The following is a 21,298-nucleotide window of genomic DNA, read 5'->3' as shown; positions in this document are numbered from 1 at the left end:
CTACCCCAAGTAAGAGTGGTCAGATGAAACATTAGCCTTTACGTTTGATCAGCTTCATTAGCGGGGTCTGAGTCACAACCGCAAGTACGATTATCGTGAAGAGAGCAACCGAAAGCGGACTTGCAAACAGATTGGCAAAGAAATCTGGAAGCGATTCACGCTCCGAAATAATCGCACGGCGCCAGTTCTCGTCAACTAGACGAGCCAAGATGACACCCAAAATTACTGGGCCTACTTGGAAGCCATAAAGCTTCATGAAATATCCAAGCACACCAAAGGCGATCATCCACCAAACATCCGCGATCGAGGTGTTAATAGCATAAGCACCGACAATCGAAAGCATAAAGATCATTGGGATGAGAAGTCCTTTTGGACACTCAACAATCTTAGAGAAGATTTTGATACCCGTCAGACCAAAAATCAGAACAAAGATATTAGCTAGAGTCAGGTTACCTACGGTCATCCAGAACATCTCTGGGCGTTCGATCAGAAGCAACGGACCAGGGTTCAAACCATGAATGAACAACGCACCAATAAATACCGCTGTTACAGCATCACCTGGGATACCAAGGGTTAGCATTGGAATATAGGCGCCACCTACAGCTGCATTATTAGCCGACTCTGGAGCAATCAAACCCTCTTTAGCACCCTGACCAAATGACACCTCCGGTTTTTTCGTCGTGCGTTTTGCGTAGTCGTAAGAGATCAAGGCTGCGATATCACCACCCGTACCTGGAAGTGCACCGATAATGGTACCAATGGTTGAAGTTTGCAGACTCAGTGGCAGATATTTTTTCACATCGCCCCAGCTAGGGATGATCTTATCTAACTTCTGTTTAATGGCCTGTTTATCAAGATGATGAAGCTGCATCAGCGCTTCAGAGAGACCAAACATACCGATCATGACAGCCACTGGATTGATCCCGTTCCACAGCTCGACAACGCCAAATGTAAAGCGCTCTTCTGCTGTTAGCGGGTCAAGACCAACTGTACCAATCAACATACCAAATGCACCGGCAAAGATACCCTTGGTCAAACTCTCACCAGAAAGCGAACCTACCAAGAGGATACCCATGATACCGAGCATCATGTAATCACGCGGCTGGAAGGTTAGTGCGAATTCACTGATATTAGGCGCAGCAATTGAAAGAATAATAATCCCAACAAAACCACCCACTACAGACATCACTGTAGAGAGACCGATAGCACGTCCTGCCTCACCCTTTTGCGCCATTGGGAAACCATCAAGCGCTGTCGCGATTGCCGATGGAGCACCAGGGATGTTCAGCAGAATCGCTGTACGCGAACCACCGTAAACACCACCCATGAAGACACCCACCATCAATGCTAGTGCATTGTAAACCTCCCAAGAGAAGGTAAATGAGATCAGGATTGAGACGGCCATCGTTACTGATAGACCAGGAATCGCACCGATATATATACCCAAGAATGTTCCAAGAGCTGTTAGCGCTAGAAGATCAATCGAGGTCCATGTAATTAAAAAGTTACTAATAGCTTCCATTAGTTGGTGCCTCCTGATTTAAAGAGATCCTCAAACCACGCCATAATCTCACGCTCCGGCACTATTCCTTCAGGAAGCACAACCTGGAAGATAAGGCGGAATACAACATAGATAATCACAAGAATCATAGTAGAGAGCAGCAAAGTACGTTGCCAAGAAGAGCGATGTAGGTAACGAATAGAGGCTACCAAGAAAACAAATGCCGTTAGAATAAAACCAACAGTTTCAAGCACCACTGAGAAGATCAACAGAATCGCAAGGGTAACAGCGACAATCTTAGGCATGATGTCGACTGAGAAAAAAGCACCCTCTTGTTTTGGTAGTTTAAGGTTTTGAACCGCCACGATGCATGAGCTAATCACCATGAGTGCTGAAGCTGCTAGCGGAAATGAGCCTGGAGAACTTAGCGCAGAAAAACCCGCTATTTCGTAAGACTGCCAAAACAGGAAGAGGCTGAATGCCACCAGTAGGAAGCCGAATAGAACTTCGCCTGGTTTTACAGTTGCGTGTTGAGAGTGAAGCATAGAAGCAACCATCCAAGATAGTGGCCATCTTGGCCAAAATGGTTAGAAACAGCCGGGCCTGAAAAGACCCGACTGCTGCGTTCAAACGATCTTATTTAGAACAGTTGATACCGAACTCTTTAGGATCCTGCTTGCCGAAGCCAGCGTTGTGAACGATACAAGACGAAGTTGCACGGTAGTTAGTTAGGAATTTCTCAGCTTCTGGACCAGAAATACCCATTACAGTGAAACCACGATCTTTCATAAGCTTCAAGAACTCAGGAGATTTAGCACCTTCAGCGTATGCAGCCTGAAGTTTAGCAACAGCATCAGCTGGTGTGCCTTTCTTCACGAATACACCAAAGAATGGACCCCAAGGTAGGAACTCGTTGTAACCAGGGAATGCTTCAGTGATTGGCGCAACACCTGGTAGAAGTGGGTTAGCTGCAACGTCTACAAGACCGATCGCTTTCATACGACCCGCTTTAACGTGCTCGATAGCAGCACCAAGTACCGCAGGCATTACGTCGATAGCGCCACCCTGAAGTGCTGTAAGAGCTGGGCCGTCACCGTCGTATGGAACACCTGTGAACTCAACGTTTGCTTGCGCGTTAAGCATAGCAAGAACGATAGAAGTTAGACCGCCAGGACCAGTTGAACCAGTTTTAACTTCACCTGGGTGAGCCTTAGCGTAAGCAACAAGCTCTTTCATGTTGTTGTATGGTGCATCGTTACGAGCAACGAAAATTGGTACACCACGAGCCAACACGTTAATTGGGATCATGTCGTTGTAGTCGATGTCAGCAAGACCAAGAGTCTTGTACATCTGTGGGTTTTCAGCGCCCATTAGAAGTGTGTAACCGTCAGCTTTCTGAGCGTTTACATATTTCATTGCGATCGCACCAACACCACCTGTTTTGTTAGTCATAACGATGTCACGACCAAGCGCTTTTTCAGCGTGCGGTGTTACTGAACGCATTACAGTATCAGTAGAACCACCAGCACCCCATTGGATGATGCCCTGTACATCTTTAGCAGGGTAATCAGCAGCGAACGTAGTAGTAGCTGTTAGTGCTATAGCAGCACCGAGAAGAAGCTTGCGCATTGTATCTCTCCAGTATTTTTTTATTTATTAGGCCAAGACCTTTTTACATTCTTGCCCCGGTTGTGAATAACGTAAAATACCAATATTTAACTAATGTTAACTTAATGTTATTTTCCGCGACCCAATCTTTTTTCAATTTCTGAAATCGTCTGTTGTGCAAAACTCGACATCTTGTGCCCAGACTTAGAGTAGAGGTAGACCGAGATATAGTAATCTTCAGCCAAGTCACGAACCTCTACACCACTCAAATCTCTTCTTAAAACAGAGGTGTCATCAATTAACGCAACACCCTGATTTTCACGAACCAAACCGATCACCGTTTGCGAGAAGCGTCCTCGCGTTGCATAGACAACATTGAGTCCAGCATCTTTAAATGGCGCGTAAAGCTGAGCACCAAAAGGGTCATGAGGATCAACACCTATAATCGATTCGTTTCGGATATCTTGAACCGAAATAACCTCTTTCGAGGACAACTGATGCCCAAGAGGAAGAATGACCTTTACAGGTACACTTCCCAGAAACTTAACCTCAATACCCTGACTATCAACATCGGTAGTCATAATGGCGAATTCGCCCTGCTCTAGCAGGACATAATCAATCGCCTCTTCATATTTAACGATATTCAGATCGATATAGAGGCCTGGGTAACAGTCTCTGACCGTCCGTATCGCCTGCGGCGCAATGTAAGCAGCTATTGATGGAGCAGAAGCGAAGGACAACTCTGAATCGTCACCGCGTTTTACCGACTCAAGGGCAAGCTGAAGATTCTCAACACCTTTATAAACTTCTGACAACTGGTCAAAAAAGTTTCTCGCTTCAACCGCAGGGACAAAGGTGCCACCCTTTCGCTCAAACAATCGAATACCCAAGGTATCTTCGGCATGCTTGATAATGCGGCTTATTCCGGGCGCCGAGACATGCAAATGCTCAGCTGCACCGCGAATACTCCCGCGTAGCATGACCGCTCTAATCGCTTCAATTTGCCTAAGAGTTATATCGCGCAAACCGATTCCTTGGGGTTATTTTGTTACGCTTTACTGCGCTTAATAATAAAACTAACAAATTATAGTAAGTTATACCTAATAACTTATATGCTACTTATTATCGATTTTTTAGATAAGCTTGTGTATCGGCAAAGAGCTGCTGCAATACCCGGTCCTCACCAAGCTCTTTAGTCTTTTTAATCTGAGGCACCTCGAGTGAAATTACTATTTCCTTCGGCAGAGCCGTCACAATCTCTGCCAAAGGTATTTCACCTAACCCAGGCGCCAATCGCTCATCACGACCCGCGTAAATCAGTTCTTCAAAGGTATAGCTCGATTGCACAGGTGCATCACACAGCTGCACGAACGGAAGTCGTTTAGCCGGAATTTTCTTTAGCAACTTTATGCTCGAGTTCGAACGGTTGAAGTGAAGTGAATCAACTAAGATGCCTAGATGCTCTGAACTGTTCTGTACCAGCTTCCAGCAACTCGCCAAGTCATCAATGACAGTCCAAGGGAAAAACTCTAGGACAGTCTGAACACCCTTGGCAGCAGTCAGATCAGCAAACTGCCCAAGGTTGTCACCAAGTCGAGTGAGATCTTCATCATAAGGGGCGGTAATAATAGTTCTTGCGCCTAGTTCTGCTGCCGTATCAATTAACGCATCAAACGAGCGAGGATCAGTACCAGGTTCGAACTTTAAAAACTCGACATCGTTAACCCGAAGTCCCGTTTCTGATAACGCATCTTTCGTTTCACGCAGCATCTTGGCATCAGACATCAACGGATAACCCGGGGTTACATCGTTTACTGCAACAAAGCGAAGTCCAACGCTACTAAATCCAGCTTTCGCTGCTACACGAATAAATTGCGGAGGCGGCAGGTCTAAGGCCGAAAGGTGTGCCAACCCTAAAGGGTAGTTATTCATTTGTCGTGCCTGCTACATAATTACCTACGACATAACCAAAGGTCAGCGCAGGACCAATTGCGATACCGCCGGCCGGATAGAAGCCACCAAACACGCTGGCGGCATCCGTTCCAACCGCAAAGAGCCCTTCGATGGGCTTCTGATCCGCGGTAAGCACACGGCAATTCTCATCGACATCTATACCGGCAAAAGTACCAAAACTTCCTGGAACAACTTCAATAGCAAAGAATGGCGCTTTCAAGATAGGCGCAACACAGGGGTTAGGCTGAATTTCAGCATCTCCCTGTAGACGCATATAAGGAGTTGTACCTCGAGCAAACTCTGGATCTTCACCTTTCGCAGCCGAGTCATTGAACGATTTTACCGTTTGAACAAAAGCTGCTGAATCAATCCCACACTGGCGTGCTAACTCCTCTAGAGTGTTAGCCTCTTTGAGATACCCAGATTTAACCCATGGAGAATATGGAACAGGAGTTGGACGAACAATGCCAAGCCCATATCGACGTAAGAATCGGTAATCACAGATCATCCATGCCTTTGCAGGCTCGTCGGCATCTAATTGAGCCTGAAGGTCGGCAACAAAGTCGTGGTAACCCAGTCCTTCATTACAGAAGCGCTGACCATTTCGACGGACAGCAATCAGACCTGGCTTGCCGCGATCGATGATATGAGGGAAGACTCCAATACGGCCGTTCTGCCAGGGCACCAATGAAACAGGGCAGTAGGCTGCTGGGGCTGCGGTATCTGACTTAAAATGTCCGCCGACACTTTCAGCGAGTGATGCACCATCACCAGTAGCAAGCGACGTTGCAAGAGTTGAGTGCTCGGCATTTCGCACAAACAACTTCTCTCTGCGCTGCTGATCATGCGGATACCCCCCGCTGGCCAATACAACACCTTTATTCGCCAAAATCTCTTGTTCGCCCAATTTAACGCCAACAACCCTATCTGATTGCTGGACTAGGGCTGTAACCTGAGCCTCTAACTTGAATTCCACACCGAGATCTATCGCTGATTTAAGAAGGCGACCAATCAATGCATTGCCATTTCTAAGATCTGTGCTGCGTCTAAAACGCAGCATGTCAAAGAAGAAGCGCGTCATACGCTTGCCAACGTGCACCATAGACTTGAAAGAGCGAGTCATCGACATAAAAGCTTTCAAGTCTGACCCAGACTGAATCATTAAGCCGTAAAATGTGGTCTCGTTTAGAGGCTTCTTCAATTTAGCAAAATCGCGGCCGAGCATTTTGGCATCAAAAGGCTCCGCTATCGCTGAACGTCCACCCATTCCTGCACCAGGCTGATGTCCATAGGTGTCTGGAATACCTGGATCACCCTGAAACTGAAGTGAGGTATTCTTGTGAAAGAAGTCGATCATTTTTGGCGCATTTTCTATAAAAGCATCAACTCGCTTTTCATTAAAAAACGGACCGGTAACATTCTTCAGATACTCTCTAACCTCTGAAGGTTCATGATGAATACCGCGGGCAGTGGCAAACAGATTTCGTGGGGACCAAATCCAACCACCCGACCACGCCGTGGTCCCGCCGATATCCTTATCTTTCTCAATAACCAGGACACGCAAGCCGTTTTTAGCCGCCGTGACAGCAGAAGACAGACCCGCTGCGCCGGAGCCAAGAACAATCATATCGTAGTGAGCGTTATCCATTCTTGACCCCATTAAAGTAATTCAAATCCAGCGAGAAATTTAGACTCGTCGTCTGTCATAAAGTTAACGAGTGTTTCTGCCTGTGCATCAAACATATCAGCGCCAGCCATTGCTTTGCAGCCAATAGAGCGGGCAAACTCACCCGTTTTAGAGATAGCAGGTTTAGTCAGCGCATCACCAAACATCATATCTGACGTAAGCTCATCCAAAGGAACGGGCGTAGGATCACTCTCTTTCATACCCACCGGCGTTACATTAGCAACTATATCCATACCTTTAGGAGAGTTACTCTCTGCAGCTCGAACACGACCCGGGAACACCGCATCTAATTTGGTAACTGCCTGAGATAAACGAGCAGCATCAACATCGAATATATAAAGGGTTGCTACACCCTGCGCCAAAAACTCATAGGCCACCGCACTTCCAGCTCCACCGACACCAATTTGCAGTACCTGTTTACCCTCTGGCTCACCACCGCGATTTCGAATTGCAGAGACATAAGCTTCACCATCCGTGTTGTCGCCATAGAAGCACCCATCTGCCATTCGACGCGTCACATTCACAGCACCAATCACTGATGCACGCTTTGTCACTCGATCACAAAATGCCAGGGAGTCGATCTTGTGAGGCAGTGTAATGACGATGCCATCCAAGTTTTGAATAGCCTTGGCTGTAGCAAAGAAGCCAGCCAACTCTGAGGGAGCAACATGGACCGGTGGAACTATGCCGTTAATCCCGCGCGAAGCCATAATTTCAGTGAGATACTTTGGCGAGCGAACCTGGGCAATCGGGTCACCAACAATAGGGAAAAGACGAGTCTCTCCTGAGAGTTCAATACTCATTAGCTCAACTCCCCTGCAGCATGCTGAGTCGCGATGTATGCAAAGGTGATTCCAGGACCAATCGTGATACCAGGTCCAGGATATACACCACCCATGATTGATTGAAGGTCATTACCAGCAGCGTAAACTCCCTCAATGACCGAGCCATCGCCCTTGTTTAGCTGAGCAAATGCATTACCTGCAAAGCCCTTTGCAGTTCCTATGACACCTATTTCAAGCTTCACTGCGAAGAATGGGCCTGACAGCGGTCGAATTGTCGTATTCGGTGCGTTATCCGGGTCGCCATTATGTTGCTGGTATGGTGTGCTACCTCGTCCAAACTCTGGGTCTTCGCCTCGCACTGCAGATTCGTTGTAACGATTGAGTGTAGCTTCAAGATTTTCAGCGGATACTCCAATCTCTTTCGCAAGCCCTGCAATAGTTGATGCGCTCTTAAGGTAGCCCTCTTTGATAAGAGGTTTCGGGTTATCGCCACCTGGACGGAGTAAACCTAGACCATACTTATTTGCAGCTCTCTGATCGCCGATAAGCCAAATCGGCTCACCACCCATCTGCATAGCCAACGCTGTTCGACCGAAATCGTGATATGAAATCGTCTCGTTTAGGAAGCGCTTGCCCTCGTCATTAACACAAATTGTACCGGGCTTGCTTCGATCAAAGACAAAGTGAGGGTACACAGCTGTTGAACCATCTTTGCGCTGTCGTGTTGAACAGGGTGCGTAAAAGGCAGGATGTTTATCGGCAGAACCATAGTGTGCACCGAGTGCTTCAACCAGTGGATGAATAGATGCTTTGTTATCTGAGCTCGCAGGTGAAACACCAGAGCATGTAGCTTCGTAGTACTGTTTTTGACGCTCTTTGTTTGCACCAAACCCGCCCGTAGCAAGCAACACGCCACGTTTGGTAGTAGCCTCTTTTGTGCTGCCGTTATCAGAGTACTTAACTCCAACAACCCGACCCGATTCTTCAACAAGTTCGGTTACCGACGCATTCACTTTTATATCAACACCAAGCTCACTGGCTGAGTGAAGTAGACGAGCAATCATCGCCTGCCCCATGACATAGCGAGAGTGACGTCCATAAAAAATTCGATCGAGCACGTAGGTCGCAACTAAACGCCCAACATAGAAAAATGATTTCACTGACTTGTAACGATCAAGTAGGTTACGAATATCGATACGGTCAACCTGCATACCACCAAGAACAGTAAATTCTTCGATAGGCGGGCGCACCAATTCACGGAGCTTACCCATAGGGCCAGTTTTGTATGGTACCGGCTCAATCGCTCGTCCGTTCAATGTCGCATGTCCTGCATTCCACATGTAATCTGGATGTTTAGGGCATGGACGAAACTCCATACGCGTATGATTCTGAAGCGTCTCAACCGCACTTGCGGCATGCGCCAGAAAACTTGCACGAACCTTAGCGTCTGATGCTTCACCGACAGTACCATCTAAGAAAGCTGTCACCTCTTCCAGTGAATCGCTGTCGTTAACTTCACGCCCAATTGAACTAAGTGGAGTCCAAGTCGTGCCGCCCGATAAGGCACTGGTTCCGCCAATATACTGACTCTCTTCAAGCAGCAAAACCCTCCAACCCTTAAGCGCTGCGAAAACAGCACCAGAGAGACCTGCCGCACCAGAACCACAGACAATAAAATCGTAATTTGAGCTTGAGTTAGACACGCGAACTTACCTCGATCGCTAAGATTGATTGAACAAAAATCTCATAAATTTGAATTTCATTCAACTTTTTAAAAATATTCTACTTCTGCTATAGTCCAACTTTACTTAACGAAGTTATTAGAAGAAGTAGATATGAGTAGCGCACTAGAGAAAGCCTTTAGTCTAATCGAGCATCTAGCCCAAAACCCGCATGGCAGTTCAGTCTCCTCTTTATCAGAAGCACTAGGACAACCAGCCAGCGGCATCCATCGCTCACTAAAAATGCTTGAAGAGTTAGGCTATGTTCGCCAGCTGGATCAGGGCAAACACTACTCTCTAACCATCAAGCTATCAGCTTTAGGGCTCTCTTACTTAGGTGGCTTAGGGCTGAATGATGTTACGCAACCACTGCTCGACCATCTCGCATCACAAACTGAAGAGCTTATCCGAATGGCCATTCTTGATGGCGAATCTCTGGTATGGGTTGGCGTTTCACAGGGTACAAAATCAGGCCTTAAATATGACCCAAGCTCAGAACAGGGACAGACTGCTCACTTAGCCTCGTCCGCTTCTGGTATCGCACTGCTTGCCACGATGAGTGACGAAGATGCTATAGCACGCGTCATGAAACAGGGCATGAGTCGTGAGGGACAGGGTGCAGATGCGCCTATGACTGTTAAGCAGTTGCTGGAGACCCTCGCAGTCACTCGAACTCGAGGCTATAGCATTAACAGCAACTCCTTCTTAGATGGCATGTCAGCTATGGCTAGAGTGATCTTTGATCCAATCACCGGCAAACCCTTTGGTACTGTCAGTATTGCGGGCCCTGCGGTTAGATTAACCGCAGAGAGAATGGCAGGGTTTGAGCAGCTTCTTGAAGCTACAGCACTGGAATTAAGTGAAGCGAGCCGTGCGTCTAACTACTTTAAACATCTAGAGAGCTAAGCTCGTGCCCGTAGCCTCCATCATTGATACCAGTCCCAAGAGTCACTACGACGTCATTGTCATAGGATCTGGGGCTGCGGCTCTTTCAACAGCATTAAGTGCAGTTCAGCAGGGACTATCTGTTGCAGTTCTAGAAAAGAGCTCGCACATTGGTGGCACTACAGCATGGTCTGGTGGCTGGATGTGGCTGCCGCTCAACCCTTACGCGAAAGAGGCCGGTTTTCAGGACTCTAAAGAGAATGCTAAGCGATACATACAGTCCGTAGCAGGCGGGCGTGAACTCGATCCAAGAGTCGACACCTTTCTTGATGCAGCCCCAGAAATGGTTGAGCACTACCGCTCAACAACCGAAGTAGACTTTATCTCTGGGGATAAAGTGCCTGATATGCAGGATCTTCCTGGCTCTGTTAAGGGTGGCCGATCTTTATGTGCCGCACCTTTCGATGGCAGAACACTGGGACGTGAGATTCGTTTTCTGAGAAAACCGTTAGATTTAACGACTGTATGGGGTATGAGCATCGGCTCTTTTGAGTTACGCCAATTCTATGATGCCCTAAGAAAACCCTCTGCCCTTCTGCATGTATGCAAGCGCTTCACAGCGCATTTTAAAGACCTGGCACTTCATCGCAGAAGTATGTATCTGCAAAACGGCAACGTCCTTGCTGCATCTCTATTTAAGAGCAATTTGAACCTCGGAGTCGATCTGTTTACTGATGTTCAGATTAACGATCTCATCTGTGAGAACGGCTCAGTCACAGGAGTATGCATCAAGAGCAACGATGCCGATTTTGTGATCAATTCCAATGCGGTTGTTTCAGCAGCGGGTGGTTTTCCACATAGCAAAGCGTTATTGGATCAGTTTGCTGCACACCGAGCAGGAGCTAAACACTTTTCTGCTGCAGTACCTGAAAATATTGGCGATATCATTCAGATGGCTCTTAAACAGGGTGCCGCGATCTCCGCAGATTACGCAGAGGCAGCAGCTTGGGCTCCATGTAGTGTTTACACCAGAATTGATGGTACGACCTGCAACTACCCACACCTGTTAGAACGAGGCAAACCGGGCATTCTAGCGATTGGGCAGGATGGTCGTCGTTTTACAAATGAAGCCAACTGCTACCACCAATTCCAGAAAGGGCTATTTGATAGCCACTCCAGCGAACAACCTTACAGCTGGCTGATAGCCGATCGCAAAGCCTATAGGCGCTGGGGCTTAGGTTGCGCGAAACCTGCACCCTTTTTAAATATTCAGGCATTAAAAAGCGGTTATCTAATCAAGGCTCAATCGCTACAGGTGCTGGCTGATAAAATTGCAGTTCCTTTTGAGGCGTTTCAGGAGACCATCTCCCGTTTTAATCAATTTGCCAAAACAGGCGAAGATTTAGATTTCAGACGAGGCGAGTCAACCTACAACAAAGGTGCAGGTGATTTTGAACACCAACCAAACCCATCGTTAGGTGAAATCAAAAAAGCACCTTTCTATGCAGTAAAACTGAACTCCGGCAGTCTTGGCACCTTTATAGGACTCAAGACCAATCATGAATGCCAAGTCATTAATGCAGCAGAGGAACCGATTCCTGGGTTGTATGCTGTTGGTAATGAGGCCGCCAGTATATTCAGGGGCGACTACCCCAGCGGGGGCATAACCCTTGGACCTGCCATGACCTTTGGTTATCTCTGCGGAAAAGCTATCGCAAAACATTTGAACAACGAATCAGACCAATAATTTGGAGAGAAGATGAAATACTACGAACTGATCACCCTTAAAACTGTGATATTTGGTGCCGGCAAAATGGCCGATGGCATTCAAGCTTTCCTATATGCACCAGAAGCCAAGGGCACACTATACGGTGCATGGTTCTCTGACGTAGGCAGCCTTAACGAGGTGTATCTACTGCGTGGTTTCAACTCCCTTGACGAGATGTTCGAAGAGCGCGATCGTATCCGCCTTTCATCTGATCCATTTAACGGCGGTGAAGACCTGCTTCACTACAGCTGCGATTCATATAAAGCGTTGGATTTCATGCCTGAAATTGAGCCAGGTGAATTTGGCAAAGTTTATGAGATCCGTACTTACCAACCAACGCTTAATGGCCTAGCTCCAACGATCGAGAAATGGCGTGAAGCAGTACCTAAGCGCGTAGAGTATTCACCACTTACGATCGCAATGTACTCAATAGATGGTCCTACACGATTCACTCAAATCTGGCCGTATGAATCGGCTAATGCACGTGCTGAAGCTCGCGGCAAGAGTGTTGCAGATGGCGTATGGCCACCAGCGGGCGGACCTGCTTTCCTACGCCCTGAAATGGAATCAACTATGGCTATTCCAATGCCATTCTCACCGCTGAAATAAGCAAATGAACACGAAGTTTTCACTCGCATATTTAACAACCAAAGATCTATCTCCAGATGAGGCTGTACGTGTTGCAGCCGAAACTGGATATGACATGGTGGGGTTTCGCCTCTTACCTGCGGGAACAGAGGCACCATTTCCAATCCTTACAGACCCTAAGGTACAACAGCGAACAATTGCAGCGCTTCGCGAAACAGGCATACAACTTGCGGATATTGAGATCGTACGCGTAAACGACACATTCGATCTTGCGCGTTTTGATCAGTTCTTAACGGTAGGCGCCGAGCTTGGAGCGAAACATGTTCTGGTCGCGGGCGATGATCTAGATCGAAACCGCCTGATTGAGAATTACGGGCGTTTCTGTAGACGTGCTGCTGAATTTGGCATGACTGCAGATTTAGAACCTATGCCGTGGACTGCCGTCAGACATATACGTGACGCTATTGAAGTGACTGAAGCGGTGAATTGCACTAACGCTGCCATTCTGGTGGATGCATTACATTACGATCGATCAGAGAGTTCATTAGAGGATCTACGTGCAATCAAACCCGAGCGTATTAACTACATTCAGGTTTGCGATGCTCCACAAATCGAGAATCCGACCCTAGAGCAGCTTATTCACAACGCAAGGGGTGAACGATTCTTACCAGGTGATGGTGAAATAGATATCGCTTCAATGTTGCGCGCCCTGCCCAGAGACAAGGTCATCAGCATAGAGATACCTCGCACCGCTGAAGAGGCGACAATCTCCGCTAAAGATCGCGCTTCTCAAGCGTTGATTCGCACAAAAGAGCTGATTGCTTCGTTGTAAAGTAAAACCCGAGGTCGTTAAACAGGCTTCGGGTTATTCTTTGCAGAGTTGTTCAATATTCCTACCGTAACCAGTACTAGAGCCAGCAAGGCTGCAAAGATTGAAACAATAATCTCAATACCAAAAAGTCCGACCGCCCAAGTCATCACACCTGGAATAATCAACATCCCTACCCCAGCCGCAGCTATTTGCATCCCAACCGTATTAGCAACGTGACTCTTTGGAACTCGCTCTGAAGTGGTAGAAATAAGAGCAGGAAACGTTGGTGCCAAACCAAAACCTATAAGCACGAGAGAGTAGACTCCGCCAGGCCCCGGCCAAACAAATAGATAACCCATAATACCAACGTAGCTCATTGAGAGCCCGATGAGTGTCATCTTCATATCTCCCAAACGCTCTGACAGTAGACCCGCGACTAAGCGCCCTACTGTGAATGAACCCCAATAGACGGAGACCCAAAATCCCGCCTGCTCAACAGATACGCCACGAGATTCTGTAAGCAGGGTAAAAGACCACATTCCGACACCGATCTCTACACTGGTGTAGAAGAAAAATGTCGCCATACTAAACCAGACAACGGGCAGTCTTAGAGAATCGATTAGCGTGGAAGATGGCTCGTCATGAACCTCTTCAGTTTGATCAGGATCGTCCCATAGCTTTCGGAAATAGAGGAAGGTAGCGATCATCAGCAGCATTAAAACGATGACTACTAGATAGCCAACACGCCACTGACCGGTTGCGACCAAAGCACCTGTCATAATCAAAGGGCCGATGGTCACGCCCACTCCAAAGCTGGCATGCAGCCACTGCATAACACGCCCCGAGTAGTGCTTTTCGACATAGGTGTTGAGTGCGGCATCTATACCACCGCCACCCAAGCCAGAGATCAACGCAATAAAGGGTAGATATAACCAGCTATCGACAACCGTGACTAAAATAAGTCCGACTGTTGTTAACAATCCACTGCCTATCAAGAGCCATGAGACTCCAATCAAGCGCAGTACTGCGCCCGTCATAAAGCTGCTTATAATGTAGCCGCTGGTACCACCTACGATGATAAGTCCCAAGCGGTCTAGTGTTGCATCTAACTCACCCGTCATTGATGGCCAGGCAACACCCAAAATCGCGTCAGGCAGACCCAATGAAATAAATGCGATGAAGCAGAGTAGTAGTAAAAGCGCGGATCGAGACAATGCCTATCTCCTTGGCAACATTTGTTCGAACGAAATTATGCGCTTACATATCGGCAGATTAACTCTTCTACCTCTGTGCGCAATCTCTCTTGCCCTGCATCCGAAAAAATCTCGGTACCAAAAGCTGCAGAGAATGTACTCCGGTTTGAGTTATTAAAAAAGCACATTGAGCTGATAAACCAGTGCAACTCCACGACGTTTAACCCTGAACGAAAATCGCCTGAGGCGACGCCAGCCTGATAGATCTCCGTTAACCTTTGAATAGCCGGAGCATTGACCTGCTCGAAGGCATCTTTAGCCAATAGATGACGCCCTTCATGAATATTCTCAATCATGACAAGTTTGATAAAGGCAGGATTAGCTCGCTGGTGATCAAAGGTGAACGCTATCAGAGTTTTGAGTGCCTCTTTAGGCTCAAGGGATGCCAGTCTCAGCTCTTGCTCGCCCAGTCGAATATCACGGTAAGCATTCTCTAGAACCTGGATATAGAGACGCTCTTTATCTCCGAAATAGTAGTAGAGCATGCGTTTCGACGTTTCGGTCTTCTCAGCTATCAGGTTGACTCGCGCACCTGCAAACCCGGATGTAGCAAACTCTTCGGTTGCGACGCGAAGGATGTCCGCTTTCACCGCTTCTGGATTACGTTTCTTAGAACTGCTTTTGGATATTTCGCTTTGAGTCATAAACGCTCTTTTAACCAAAACCCTATAAAAAGGTAATAACTGTAATTCAAAAAAGTTTTAACCAAATGGTACAAAACTATTGATCTTCTCTGCAAGGGTGTGGCAAATTTAGGCCACTTGGTTTTAACCAAATGGTACAAAAAACCAAGATCGAATCTTAAAAGTCGATTTTACTTGGGGTAAATCGGCATTTGAGAGACGACCTTAGACCCTAAATAGCGCCATCTTCGAGCGCAAAAAGATAATAAAGTGGAGAGCCAGATGAAAAAGGCGATGCTAAAAACTCTTGTTGCTACTGCTGTAGCGGCTGCTTCTGTTTCAACTTTCGCAGCACCAACTATTAAACTAGGTCACGTTGACGGTGCTGACTGGCAGACATCTAAAAAAGGTGCTGCAGGTGTCATCTTCAAAAACATCGTTGAAGGCGAGACTGATATCAAAGTTGAACTTTTCCCAGCTAAAGCACTAGGTGACGAAGGTTCACTAGTACAGCAGGCGCAGGAAGGCACAACTCAGATGGCTATCATCTCTGGTGCAATGGCTAAAATCTGTAAAGAAGCTGACGTACTAAACATCCCTTACACTTTCTCAAACGCTACTATCGCGTGGGATGTACTTGATGGACAGTTCGGTCAGGACCTTGCTGCACACTGTCTAGAAGAGACTGGTCTACGTACTCTTGCGTACGGTGAAACTGGTTTCCGTAACTTCACTAACAACGTTCGTGAAATCAAATCACCAGCAGACATGAAAGGTCTAAAATTCCGCGTTCAGCCAATCCCTCTATATGTTGAGATGGTTAACGGCCTAGGTGGTGAACCAACTCCTATCGCTTGGTCTGAGCTACCAAACGCACTAACTACTGGTGTAGTTGATGGCCAAGAAAACCCTGTAGGTACCATCTACAACAACAACCTTCACAAGCTTCAGAAGTACATGGTTCTTGATGGCCACGTATACGCTGCTGACTTCATCGTAATCAACGATGAGTTCTTCCAGTCACTATCTTCTGCAGAGCAGGACATCATAGCTAAAGCTGCACGTACTGCTGGTCTAATGGGCCGCGCAATTCAGCAGTTCAACACAGCTGAAGGCGTAACTAAAGTTGTTGCTGAAGGCATGAAAGTTCACTCTCCAACTGCTGATGAAATGGCACAGTTCAAGAAACTTGCTCAGCCAGCAGTTAAAGATTGGCTAGCGAAAGAGCTAGGCAGCAAAGAGTGGATCGAAAAACTTGATTCAGCTGTAGCAGCTGCTTCTAAGTAATCGAACCACCCAAGACTCCAGCCGCCCGGCTGGAGTCTCTCCTCTATACATTTAACTATCTAACTGCCGGTAAACCCTATGCTTTCAATGTTGCGTACGGTCACCCGTTGTGTCGGGACCTTTTTTGCTGCGGGATCAGCGCTCTCTATGGCGTTGGTATTCCTAATCATCTTTATTAACTCTATCCGACGTTACACGATGGGCGAGTCTCTCCCTTGGGGTGAAGAGCTACCTGTTTACCTGGCTGTATACGGAATTATGTTTGGCATGGCCTGGGCTTATCTTCTAGACCGCCATGTCTCTTTTGATCTGGTTGCGGGATTGCTACCACAGGGTATGCACCGTCCAATCAGTCTATTTGTTGATCTTTCAATGGTCGCTGTGGGTACGCTACTGAGCTACTCAGGCTACCTATTTATGCTCAAGCGCGGCAAGGTCGATGCATCGAGCATTATCTCTAGTGCCCGTGCTCTTCGTGATGCGACAGGGATTGAGCAACTCGCTGTGCTGGGTCAGATGTACCCCTACTACTTTGCCATGGTCCTCGGTGGTGCAATGCTTGCGTTAGCTGCCCTTTTAAGATTCTTGAATCGTCTTGCTAAAGCTGATCATCAAGTTGGTGAGGGAGCATTCTAATGACATATGCAGTTCTTTTAGGCGGCATCTTCCTGGGCCTACCTATCGCGTTTGCGATTATCGCTTCACTCCTTTACTTCATGGCAGTGGGTGAATTCCCGTACCACATTCGTATCGTCGCTACGCAGATGTTCGGTGGCATGGCGTCATACCCACTTCTGGCTATACCGCTATTTATTCTCGCAGGCGAGTTGATGAATGAATCAGGCATCACAAGCCGAATCATCGCCTTTGCCAACGTACTTGTTGGCCGTATGCGTGCTGGTCTTGCGATGGTAAACATCTGGGCATCGGTTATTTTTGCGGGACTTTCAGGCTCTGCAGTTGCCGATACCTCAGCGATTGGTCGTGTATTTATTCCAGAGATGGAGAAGAAGGGTTACCCACGTGATTTTGCTGCAGCAATTACAGCCGCATCATCTGTTATCGGGCCGATTATCCCACCTTCAATTCCTGTCATCATCTACGCTCTAACTGTTACAGGTGTCTCTGTACCGGCACTGTTCATGGCGGGGGTGGTTCCAGGCATCCTGCTTGCGATCTTCCTCTCTGTCTATGTTTACCTATTTAAAGGTCACTACGAGAAGTCGGGCGAGCAACATGAATTTGCCGAGAAGCAGTCAAACTCGCAAGCACTCATTCAGGGCATTATCCCGCTTCTTATGCCGGTATTCGTTGTGGGCTCCATCCTTATGGGTGTTGTGACGCCTACCGAAGCAGCTAGTTTTGCAGTGGGCTACGCGATGTTTGTTGGTCTATTCGTATTCCGCGAACTTAAAGTGACTCAGCTACCTGGCCTATTTGCTCGTGCCATGCGTGATAGCTCGGTCATCATGGTGGTAATCGGTGCGGTAGCAGCGGCTAACTGGCTGATGAACTACAACCGTGTGCCAAACATGATTACGGACTTCGCACTTGAGTACATGACTGTGAAGTGGATGTTCCTTGTTGGTGTAATCGTACTCTTCCTGGTGGTTGGTCTATTCCTAGAAGGTATTGCTGCGATGTTGGTACTTGTGCCCATTCTGCACCCAATTGCGGTGAGCCTTGGTGTCGACCCAACCCACCTAGGTATCGTCATTATTTTCAACTTGATGATCGGTCTAATCACACCGCCGATGGGACTCTGTCTCTTTGTCGCCGACTCCATAGCCAAAGTTGGTATGGCACGGCTTAGCAAAGTGATTCTGCCACTGTTCCTGGTTGAGTTATTGGTTCTTATCATCATCACCTTCGTCCCAGATCTAGTTATTGGTCTGCCGAAGGCGCTTGGTCTGTTGTAACGCTGCTGGAGTAGCAAGTCATGAAATTGAAATTGGCATTGATCGGTAATTCGATTTCGCAATCTCGTGCCCCTTTTCTGCACAAGATGCTGGGTGAAATCTACGATTTTGATGTGAGTTACGACCTAAAAGATCCAGGTATCAACAGCCGCGAAGCATTTGAAGCGACCTTAAAGTCACTTCGTGAAGAGGGCTACACCGGTTGTAACGTCACCTTCCCATTTAAATCGCTAGCGGTTGAGTATGTGGACGAGCCAGACGAAGCGGTGCGTGAAGTAGGTGCGACAAATACGCTCTACCTAGCGGATGACAAGATTCGTGCTACAAACACAGACTACACAGGCTTTATTCATGGCTATCACGCTCAGCGCGGCGATGCGCCTGCAGGCGAAGTACTAATGATTGGTGCTGGCGGTGTTGGCCGTGCTGTAGCCTTTGGTATGTTCCATTGCGGCGCGACTAAGCTCTATATCTTTGACCTTAACGTCGAAGGAGCAAAGAGCTTAGCTGCAGCTGTGAATGCGAAGGGTTACAGTGCCGAAGTGATTTCAGCGGATGAGTTACCGACTATCGCAAAATCGGTCAACGGCCTCGTAAACTGTACACCCGTGGGTCACTACGCAACCCCAGGCACCCCTTTAGATCCATCTCTATTTGGCGGACAAGATTGGGCATTTGATGCCGTTTACGTGCCGTTAGAGACTGAATTCATGAAGGCTGCACATGAGGCGGGCCTAGAACTGGTGAGTGGTTTTGACCTCTTTTTCCACCAAGGCATTGATGCATTCACAACCTTCTCAGGCACTAAGGCTGATGGACACGAAGCACTTGGGCGATTCGTAAAAGAGTTTGATATCTCGAGTACGTTTATCAAGATACAGTAGATAGCCATTGCTTCGGTGACTGGTTTTAACCAGTCACCGGGCCTTGAAGCTAAACTCACATAGCGCCGATCACAACACCGTGAATCAGCTTAATCGAAACTAGCAGAAGCCCAACTTCAATTAGCCCGAAGAACCAACGATCTTTTAAAATCTTGGTCAAATGGGCGCCCATAAAAGTGCCCACCAGTGCACTTGGGACTAGCCACAGAGCAAGATTAAGATCATCTGCAGAGTAGCCGCGAAGGGCTAGATAGGGCGGCAACTTGGAGAGGTTGATGATGGCAAAGAAGATCGTTGCCGTTCCTGCAAACACCAACTTCTCTAACTTTTGCGGCAAGGTATAGACCTGGAAAGGTGGTCCACCGGTATGCGATATAAAACTGGTAAAACCTGCGATCGTTCCCCAGAACAACCCTTTCCCAGTAGTCGCTTCACGTGCCTCTTTGAGATGACGCTTTCCGAACCAAGTGTAAGCAACAAACGAGAGTCCCATGATGCCGACTAACAGTGCGACTAACTCATCTGAGATGATTGAGGCGGTGGCCCAACCAATAAAGACACCAAAGAGCCCGGCGGGCAGCAGTATTTTGAGGTTAATTGCTGAGTAGTGTTTACGGTACAACCAAACACCCACCATATCGCTAACGATATAGATTGGAAGTAGCAGAATTGCGGCCGTCATCGGCGGCATAAACAGCGACATAATGGGAACAGAGAGCATCGCGACGATGGGTAAGCCACCTTTCGAGAGACCAACAATCCAGGCTGCAAAACAGGCAACAATAAAGGCAGAGCTTCCAATCTCGATCACGATTCAACCTGGCAGATAAACTAGCAACATTTATAAATTGAGCAGGCAGTATAGCGACAATAGCTGCAAGACCACAGAAAGATCTTGCACTCATCGCTCACGGACTTAGACTAACAACCATATATTCGCTAACAGAGCGAAACTTAAGGAATAGAGAAGATGGCAAAAATTCTGCTTTTACACGGCATCAACCATGCAATGTTTGGTAAACGTGACCCAAAACACTACGGCACGTTCACACTACAAGATATTGAACAGGCTTCTGCTAAGTGGGCACTAGAACAGGGTTGTGAACTGGAGTGCTATCAGACAGATATCGAAGGTGAAATGGCTCGCAAGATTCACCAAGCCTTCCTTGAAGATATAGATGCGATTGTATTAAACGCAGGCGCCTGGACTCACTACAGCTACGGTCTTGCAGACGCTCTGGCCATCTTTAAAGATAAGGGGCCTATCGTTGAGGTTCACATGTCGAATGTTCACGCACGTGAAGAGTTCCGCCATAAGTCGGTATTTTCACATCAGGTGATTGGCCAAATCTCTGGTTTCGGCCTAACCAGCTACAAGCTTGGCATCATCGCTGCTGCTGATGCACTGAACGCTTAAGCCAGCAACTGCTCGATCAAATTAAGGCCATCTGCTTCTAACTTGAGCAGGTGGCTTTTTCGTTCTAGCCCCCAACGAAAACCGCCCAACCCACCATCAGATCGAATAGCACGATGACAGGGTATGAAAAGCGCATGCTGATTTTTACCTAAGGCACTGCCCACTGCACGCACGGCATCCGGCTTACCCATATCCATAGCCAGTGATTTATAGGTGAAGCACTGCCCCGTTACACTCTTAGATATTGCTTGCCAAACACTCTTCTGAAATTCAGTTGCCTGCACAATAAGGGGGAGTTGATTTGGATGTTTACGCAAAAAACTCAAAAAGGATGCACTGTTGAATTCATCAGACCCGGGGAGACCATCGACAAACTCAGAGGTAAAAATGCCCTCTTCACACCATATAACTTTGAGAAAACCGACCTCAGTTTGCAGGTAACTGGACTGCAGTCTCTCTGATGAGATGCTTAGATCATTTAGGTTTATCAGTTGCAGCATGGAAAGACCCTAATAGGAATAGACCCAATCTACGCCCATCTTTTTGGTAACTCAAACATCCTGTCATTAAACAGTCATCAAACTAAGCTCTAATGGCGCCACTACATA

General features: G+C 47.4%; 21 protein-coding genes. 9 read left to right on the top strand and 12 right to left on the bottom strand.

Annotated elements, in window-relative coordinates:
- Window positions 1–31: 31 nt before the first annotated feature.
- From HH196_RS10220 to HH196_RS10185, 8 genes are all read right to left on the bottom strand, one after another.
- Window positions 32–1,522 (bottom strand): tripartite tricarboxylate transporter permease, encoded by a 1,491-nt coding sequence (locus HH196_RS10220; protein WP_169452018.1) that lies wholly within the window; start codon window positions 1,520–1,522, stop codon window positions 32–34.
- Window positions 1,522–2,046, bottom strand: a complete 525-nt coding sequence (locus HH196_RS10215; RefSeq protein ID WP_169452017.1) for a tripartite tricarboxylate transporter TctB family protein — start codon at window positions 2,044–2,046, stop codon at window positions 1,522–1,524. The genes HH196_RS10220 and HH196_RS10215 overlap by 1 nt, the downstream gene beginning before the upstream one ends.
- Window positions 2,047–2,137: 91 nt before the next feature.
- The gene (locus tag HH196_RS10210) at window positions 2,138–3,130 is read right to left on the bottom strand and encodes a tripartite tricarboxylate transporter substrate binding protein (RefSeq protein ID WP_169452016.1); all 993 of its coding nucleotides are present in this window, start codon (window positions 3,128–3,130) and stop codon (window positions 2,138–2,140) included.
- A gap of 107 nt (window positions 3,131–3,237) precedes the next feature.
- Window positions 3,238–4,089, bottom strand: coding sequence for a LysR family transcriptional regulator (locus tag HH196_RS10205; protein ID WP_211160787.1), 852 nt, complete (start codon window positions 4,087–4,089; stop codon window positions 3,238–3,240).
- 142 nt (window positions 4,090–4,231) lie between these two features.
- Window positions 4,232–5,041 carry a sugar phosphate isomerase/epimerase gene (locus HH196_RS10200; protein WP_169452014.1) on the bottom strand — a complete coding sequence of 270 codons (810 nt, stop codon included), beginning with the start codon at window positions 5,039–5,041 and terminating at the stop codon, window positions 4,232–4,234.
- Window positions 5,034–6,710: an FAD-dependent oxidoreductase gene (locus tag HH196_RS10195; RefSeq protein WP_211160786.1), complete on the bottom strand. Its 1,677-nt coding sequence runs from the start codon at window positions 6,708–6,710 to the stop codon at window positions 5,034–5,036. Before HH196_RS10195 ends, HH196_RS10200 begins: the two co-directional genes overlap by 8 nt.
- An 11-nt stretch (window positions 6,711–6,721) precedes the next feature.
- Complete coding sequence (locus HH196_RS10190) at window positions 6,722–7,552, bottom strand: shikimate dehydrogenase (protein ID WP_169452012.1); 831 nt, start codon at window positions 7,550–7,552, stop codon at window positions 6,722–6,724.
- Window positions 7,552–9,237: an FAD-dependent oxidoreductase gene (locus tag HH196_RS10185; RefSeq protein WP_169452011.1), complete on the bottom strand. Its 1,686-nt coding sequence runs from the start codon at window positions 9,235–9,237 to the stop codon at window positions 7,552–7,554. Before HH196_RS10185 ends, HH196_RS10190 begins: the two co-directional genes overlap by 1 nt.
- A 132-nt stretch (window positions 9,238–9,369) precedes the next feature.
- Here HH196_RS10185 and HH196_RS10180 point away from each other — a divergent pair, with 132 nt between their 5' ends.
- The 4 genes from HH196_RS10180 to HH196_RS10165 are packed head-to-tail and all read left to right on the top strand — an operon-like array spanning window position 9,370 to window position 13,328.
- A complete protein-coding gene (locus HH196_RS10180) occupies window positions 9,370–10,161 on the top strand; it encodes an IclR family transcriptional regulator (RefSeq protein ID WP_169452010.1) in 792 nt (263 codons plus the stop codon).
- Window positions 10,162–10,165: 4 nt separating this feature from the next.
- Window positions 10,166–11,887, top strand: coding sequence for an FAD-dependent oxidoreductase (locus HH196_RS10175; protein ID WP_169452009.1), 1,722 nt, complete (start codon window positions 10,166–10,168; stop codon window positions 11,885–11,887).
- Between the two features lie 12 nt (window positions 11,888–11,899).
- A complete protein-coding gene (locus HH196_RS10170; RefSeq protein WP_169452008.1) occupies window positions 11,900–12,517 on the top strand; it encodes an NIPSNAP family protein in 618 nt (205 codons plus the stop codon).
- A 4-nt stretch (window positions 12,518–12,521) separates the two neighbouring features.
- Window positions 12,522–13,328 (top strand): sugar phosphate isomerase/epimerase, encoded by an 807-nt coding sequence (locus HH196_RS10165; protein ID WP_169452007.1) that lies wholly within the window; start codon window positions 12,522–12,524, stop codon window positions 13,326–13,328.
- A 17-nt stretch (window positions 13,329–13,345) separates the two neighbouring features.
- Here the strand turns inward: HH196_RS10165 and HH196_RS10160 are convergent, their stop codons facing one another.
- Together HH196_RS10160 and HH196_RS10155 are read right to left on the bottom strand one after the other, a co-directional pair.
- Window positions 13,346–14,521, bottom strand: a complete 1,176-nt coding sequence (locus HH196_RS10160; protein ID WP_169452006.1) for a sugar MFS transporter — start codon at window positions 14,519–14,521, stop codon at window positions 13,346–13,348.
- A 35-nt stretch (window positions 14,522–14,556) separates the two neighbouring features.
- Window positions 14,557–15,204, bottom strand: coding sequence for a TetR family transcriptional regulator (locus tag HH196_RS10155; RefSeq protein ID WP_169452005.1), 648 nt, complete (start codon window positions 15,202–15,204; stop codon window positions 14,557–14,559).
- Window positions 15,205–15,465: 261 nt separating this feature from the next.
- Here HH196_RS10155 and HH196_RS10150 point away from each other — a divergent pair, with 261 nt between their 5' ends.
- From HH196_RS10150 to HH196_RS10135, 4 genes are all read left to right on the top strand, one after another.
- Window positions 15,466–16,470 (top strand): DctP family TRAP transporter solute-binding subunit, encoded by a 1,005-nt coding sequence (locus tag HH196_RS10150; protein WP_169452004.1) that lies wholly within the window; start codon window positions 15,466–15,468, stop codon window positions 16,468–16,470.
- 78 nt (window positions 16,471–16,548) lie between these two features.
- Complete coding sequence (locus HH196_RS10145; protein WP_169452003.1) at window positions 16,549–17,106, top strand: TRAP transporter small permease; 558 nt, start codon at window positions 16,549–16,551, stop codon at window positions 17,104–17,106.
- Window positions 17,106–18,389 carry a TRAP transporter large permease gene (locus tag HH196_RS10140; protein ID WP_169452002.1) on the top strand — a complete coding sequence of 428 codons (1,284 nt, stop codon included), beginning with the start codon at window positions 17,106–17,108 and terminating at the stop codon, window positions 18,387–18,389. Before HH196_RS10145 ends, HH196_RS10140 begins: the two co-directional genes overlap by 1 nt.
- Window positions 18,390–18,409: 20 nt before the next feature.
- On the top strand, window positions 18,410–19,273 hold the full coding sequence (locus tag HH196_RS10135; protein WP_169452001.1) for a shikimate dehydrogenase: 864 nt from the start codon (window positions 18,410–18,412) through the stop codon (window positions 19,271–19,273).
- 55 nt (window positions 19,274–19,328) lie between these two features.
- Here HH196_RS10135 and HH196_RS10130 read toward each other — a convergent pair whose 3' ends face one another.
- A complete protein-coding gene (locus tag HH196_RS10130; protein WP_211160785.1) occupies window positions 19,329–20,084 on the bottom strand; it encodes a sulfite exporter TauE/SafE family protein in 756 nt (251 codons plus the stop codon).
- A 159-nt stretch (window positions 20,085–20,243) separates the two neighbouring features.
- On the opposite strand from HH196_RS10130, the gene HH196_RS10125 reads away from it, so the two are divergent.
- On the top strand, window positions 20,244–20,690 hold the full coding sequence (locus HH196_RS10125) for a type II 3-dehydroquinate dehydratase (protein WP_169452000.1): 447 nt from the start codon (window positions 20,244–20,246) through the stop codon (window positions 20,688–20,690).
- Here HH196_RS10125 and HH196_RS10120 read toward each other — a convergent pair.
- On the bottom strand, window positions 20,687–21,190 hold the full coding sequence (locus HH196_RS10120) for a methylated-DNA--[protein]-cysteine S-methyltransferase (protein WP_169451999.1): 504 nt from the start codon (window positions 21,188–21,190) through the stop codon (window positions 20,687–20,689). The genes HH196_RS10125 and HH196_RS10120 overlap by 4 nt on opposite strands.
- Between the last annotated feature and the right edge of the window lie 108 nt (window positions 21,191–21,298).

This window comes from Marinobacterium sp. LSUCC0821, from assembly GCF_012848475.1.
Lineage (GTDB): Bacteria > Pseudomonadota > Gammaproteobacteria > Pseudomonadales > Balneatricaceae > Marinobacterium_E.
Note: the sequence above shows the minus strand (reverse complement) of the source record. Positions and strands in the feature narration are given on the sequence as shown.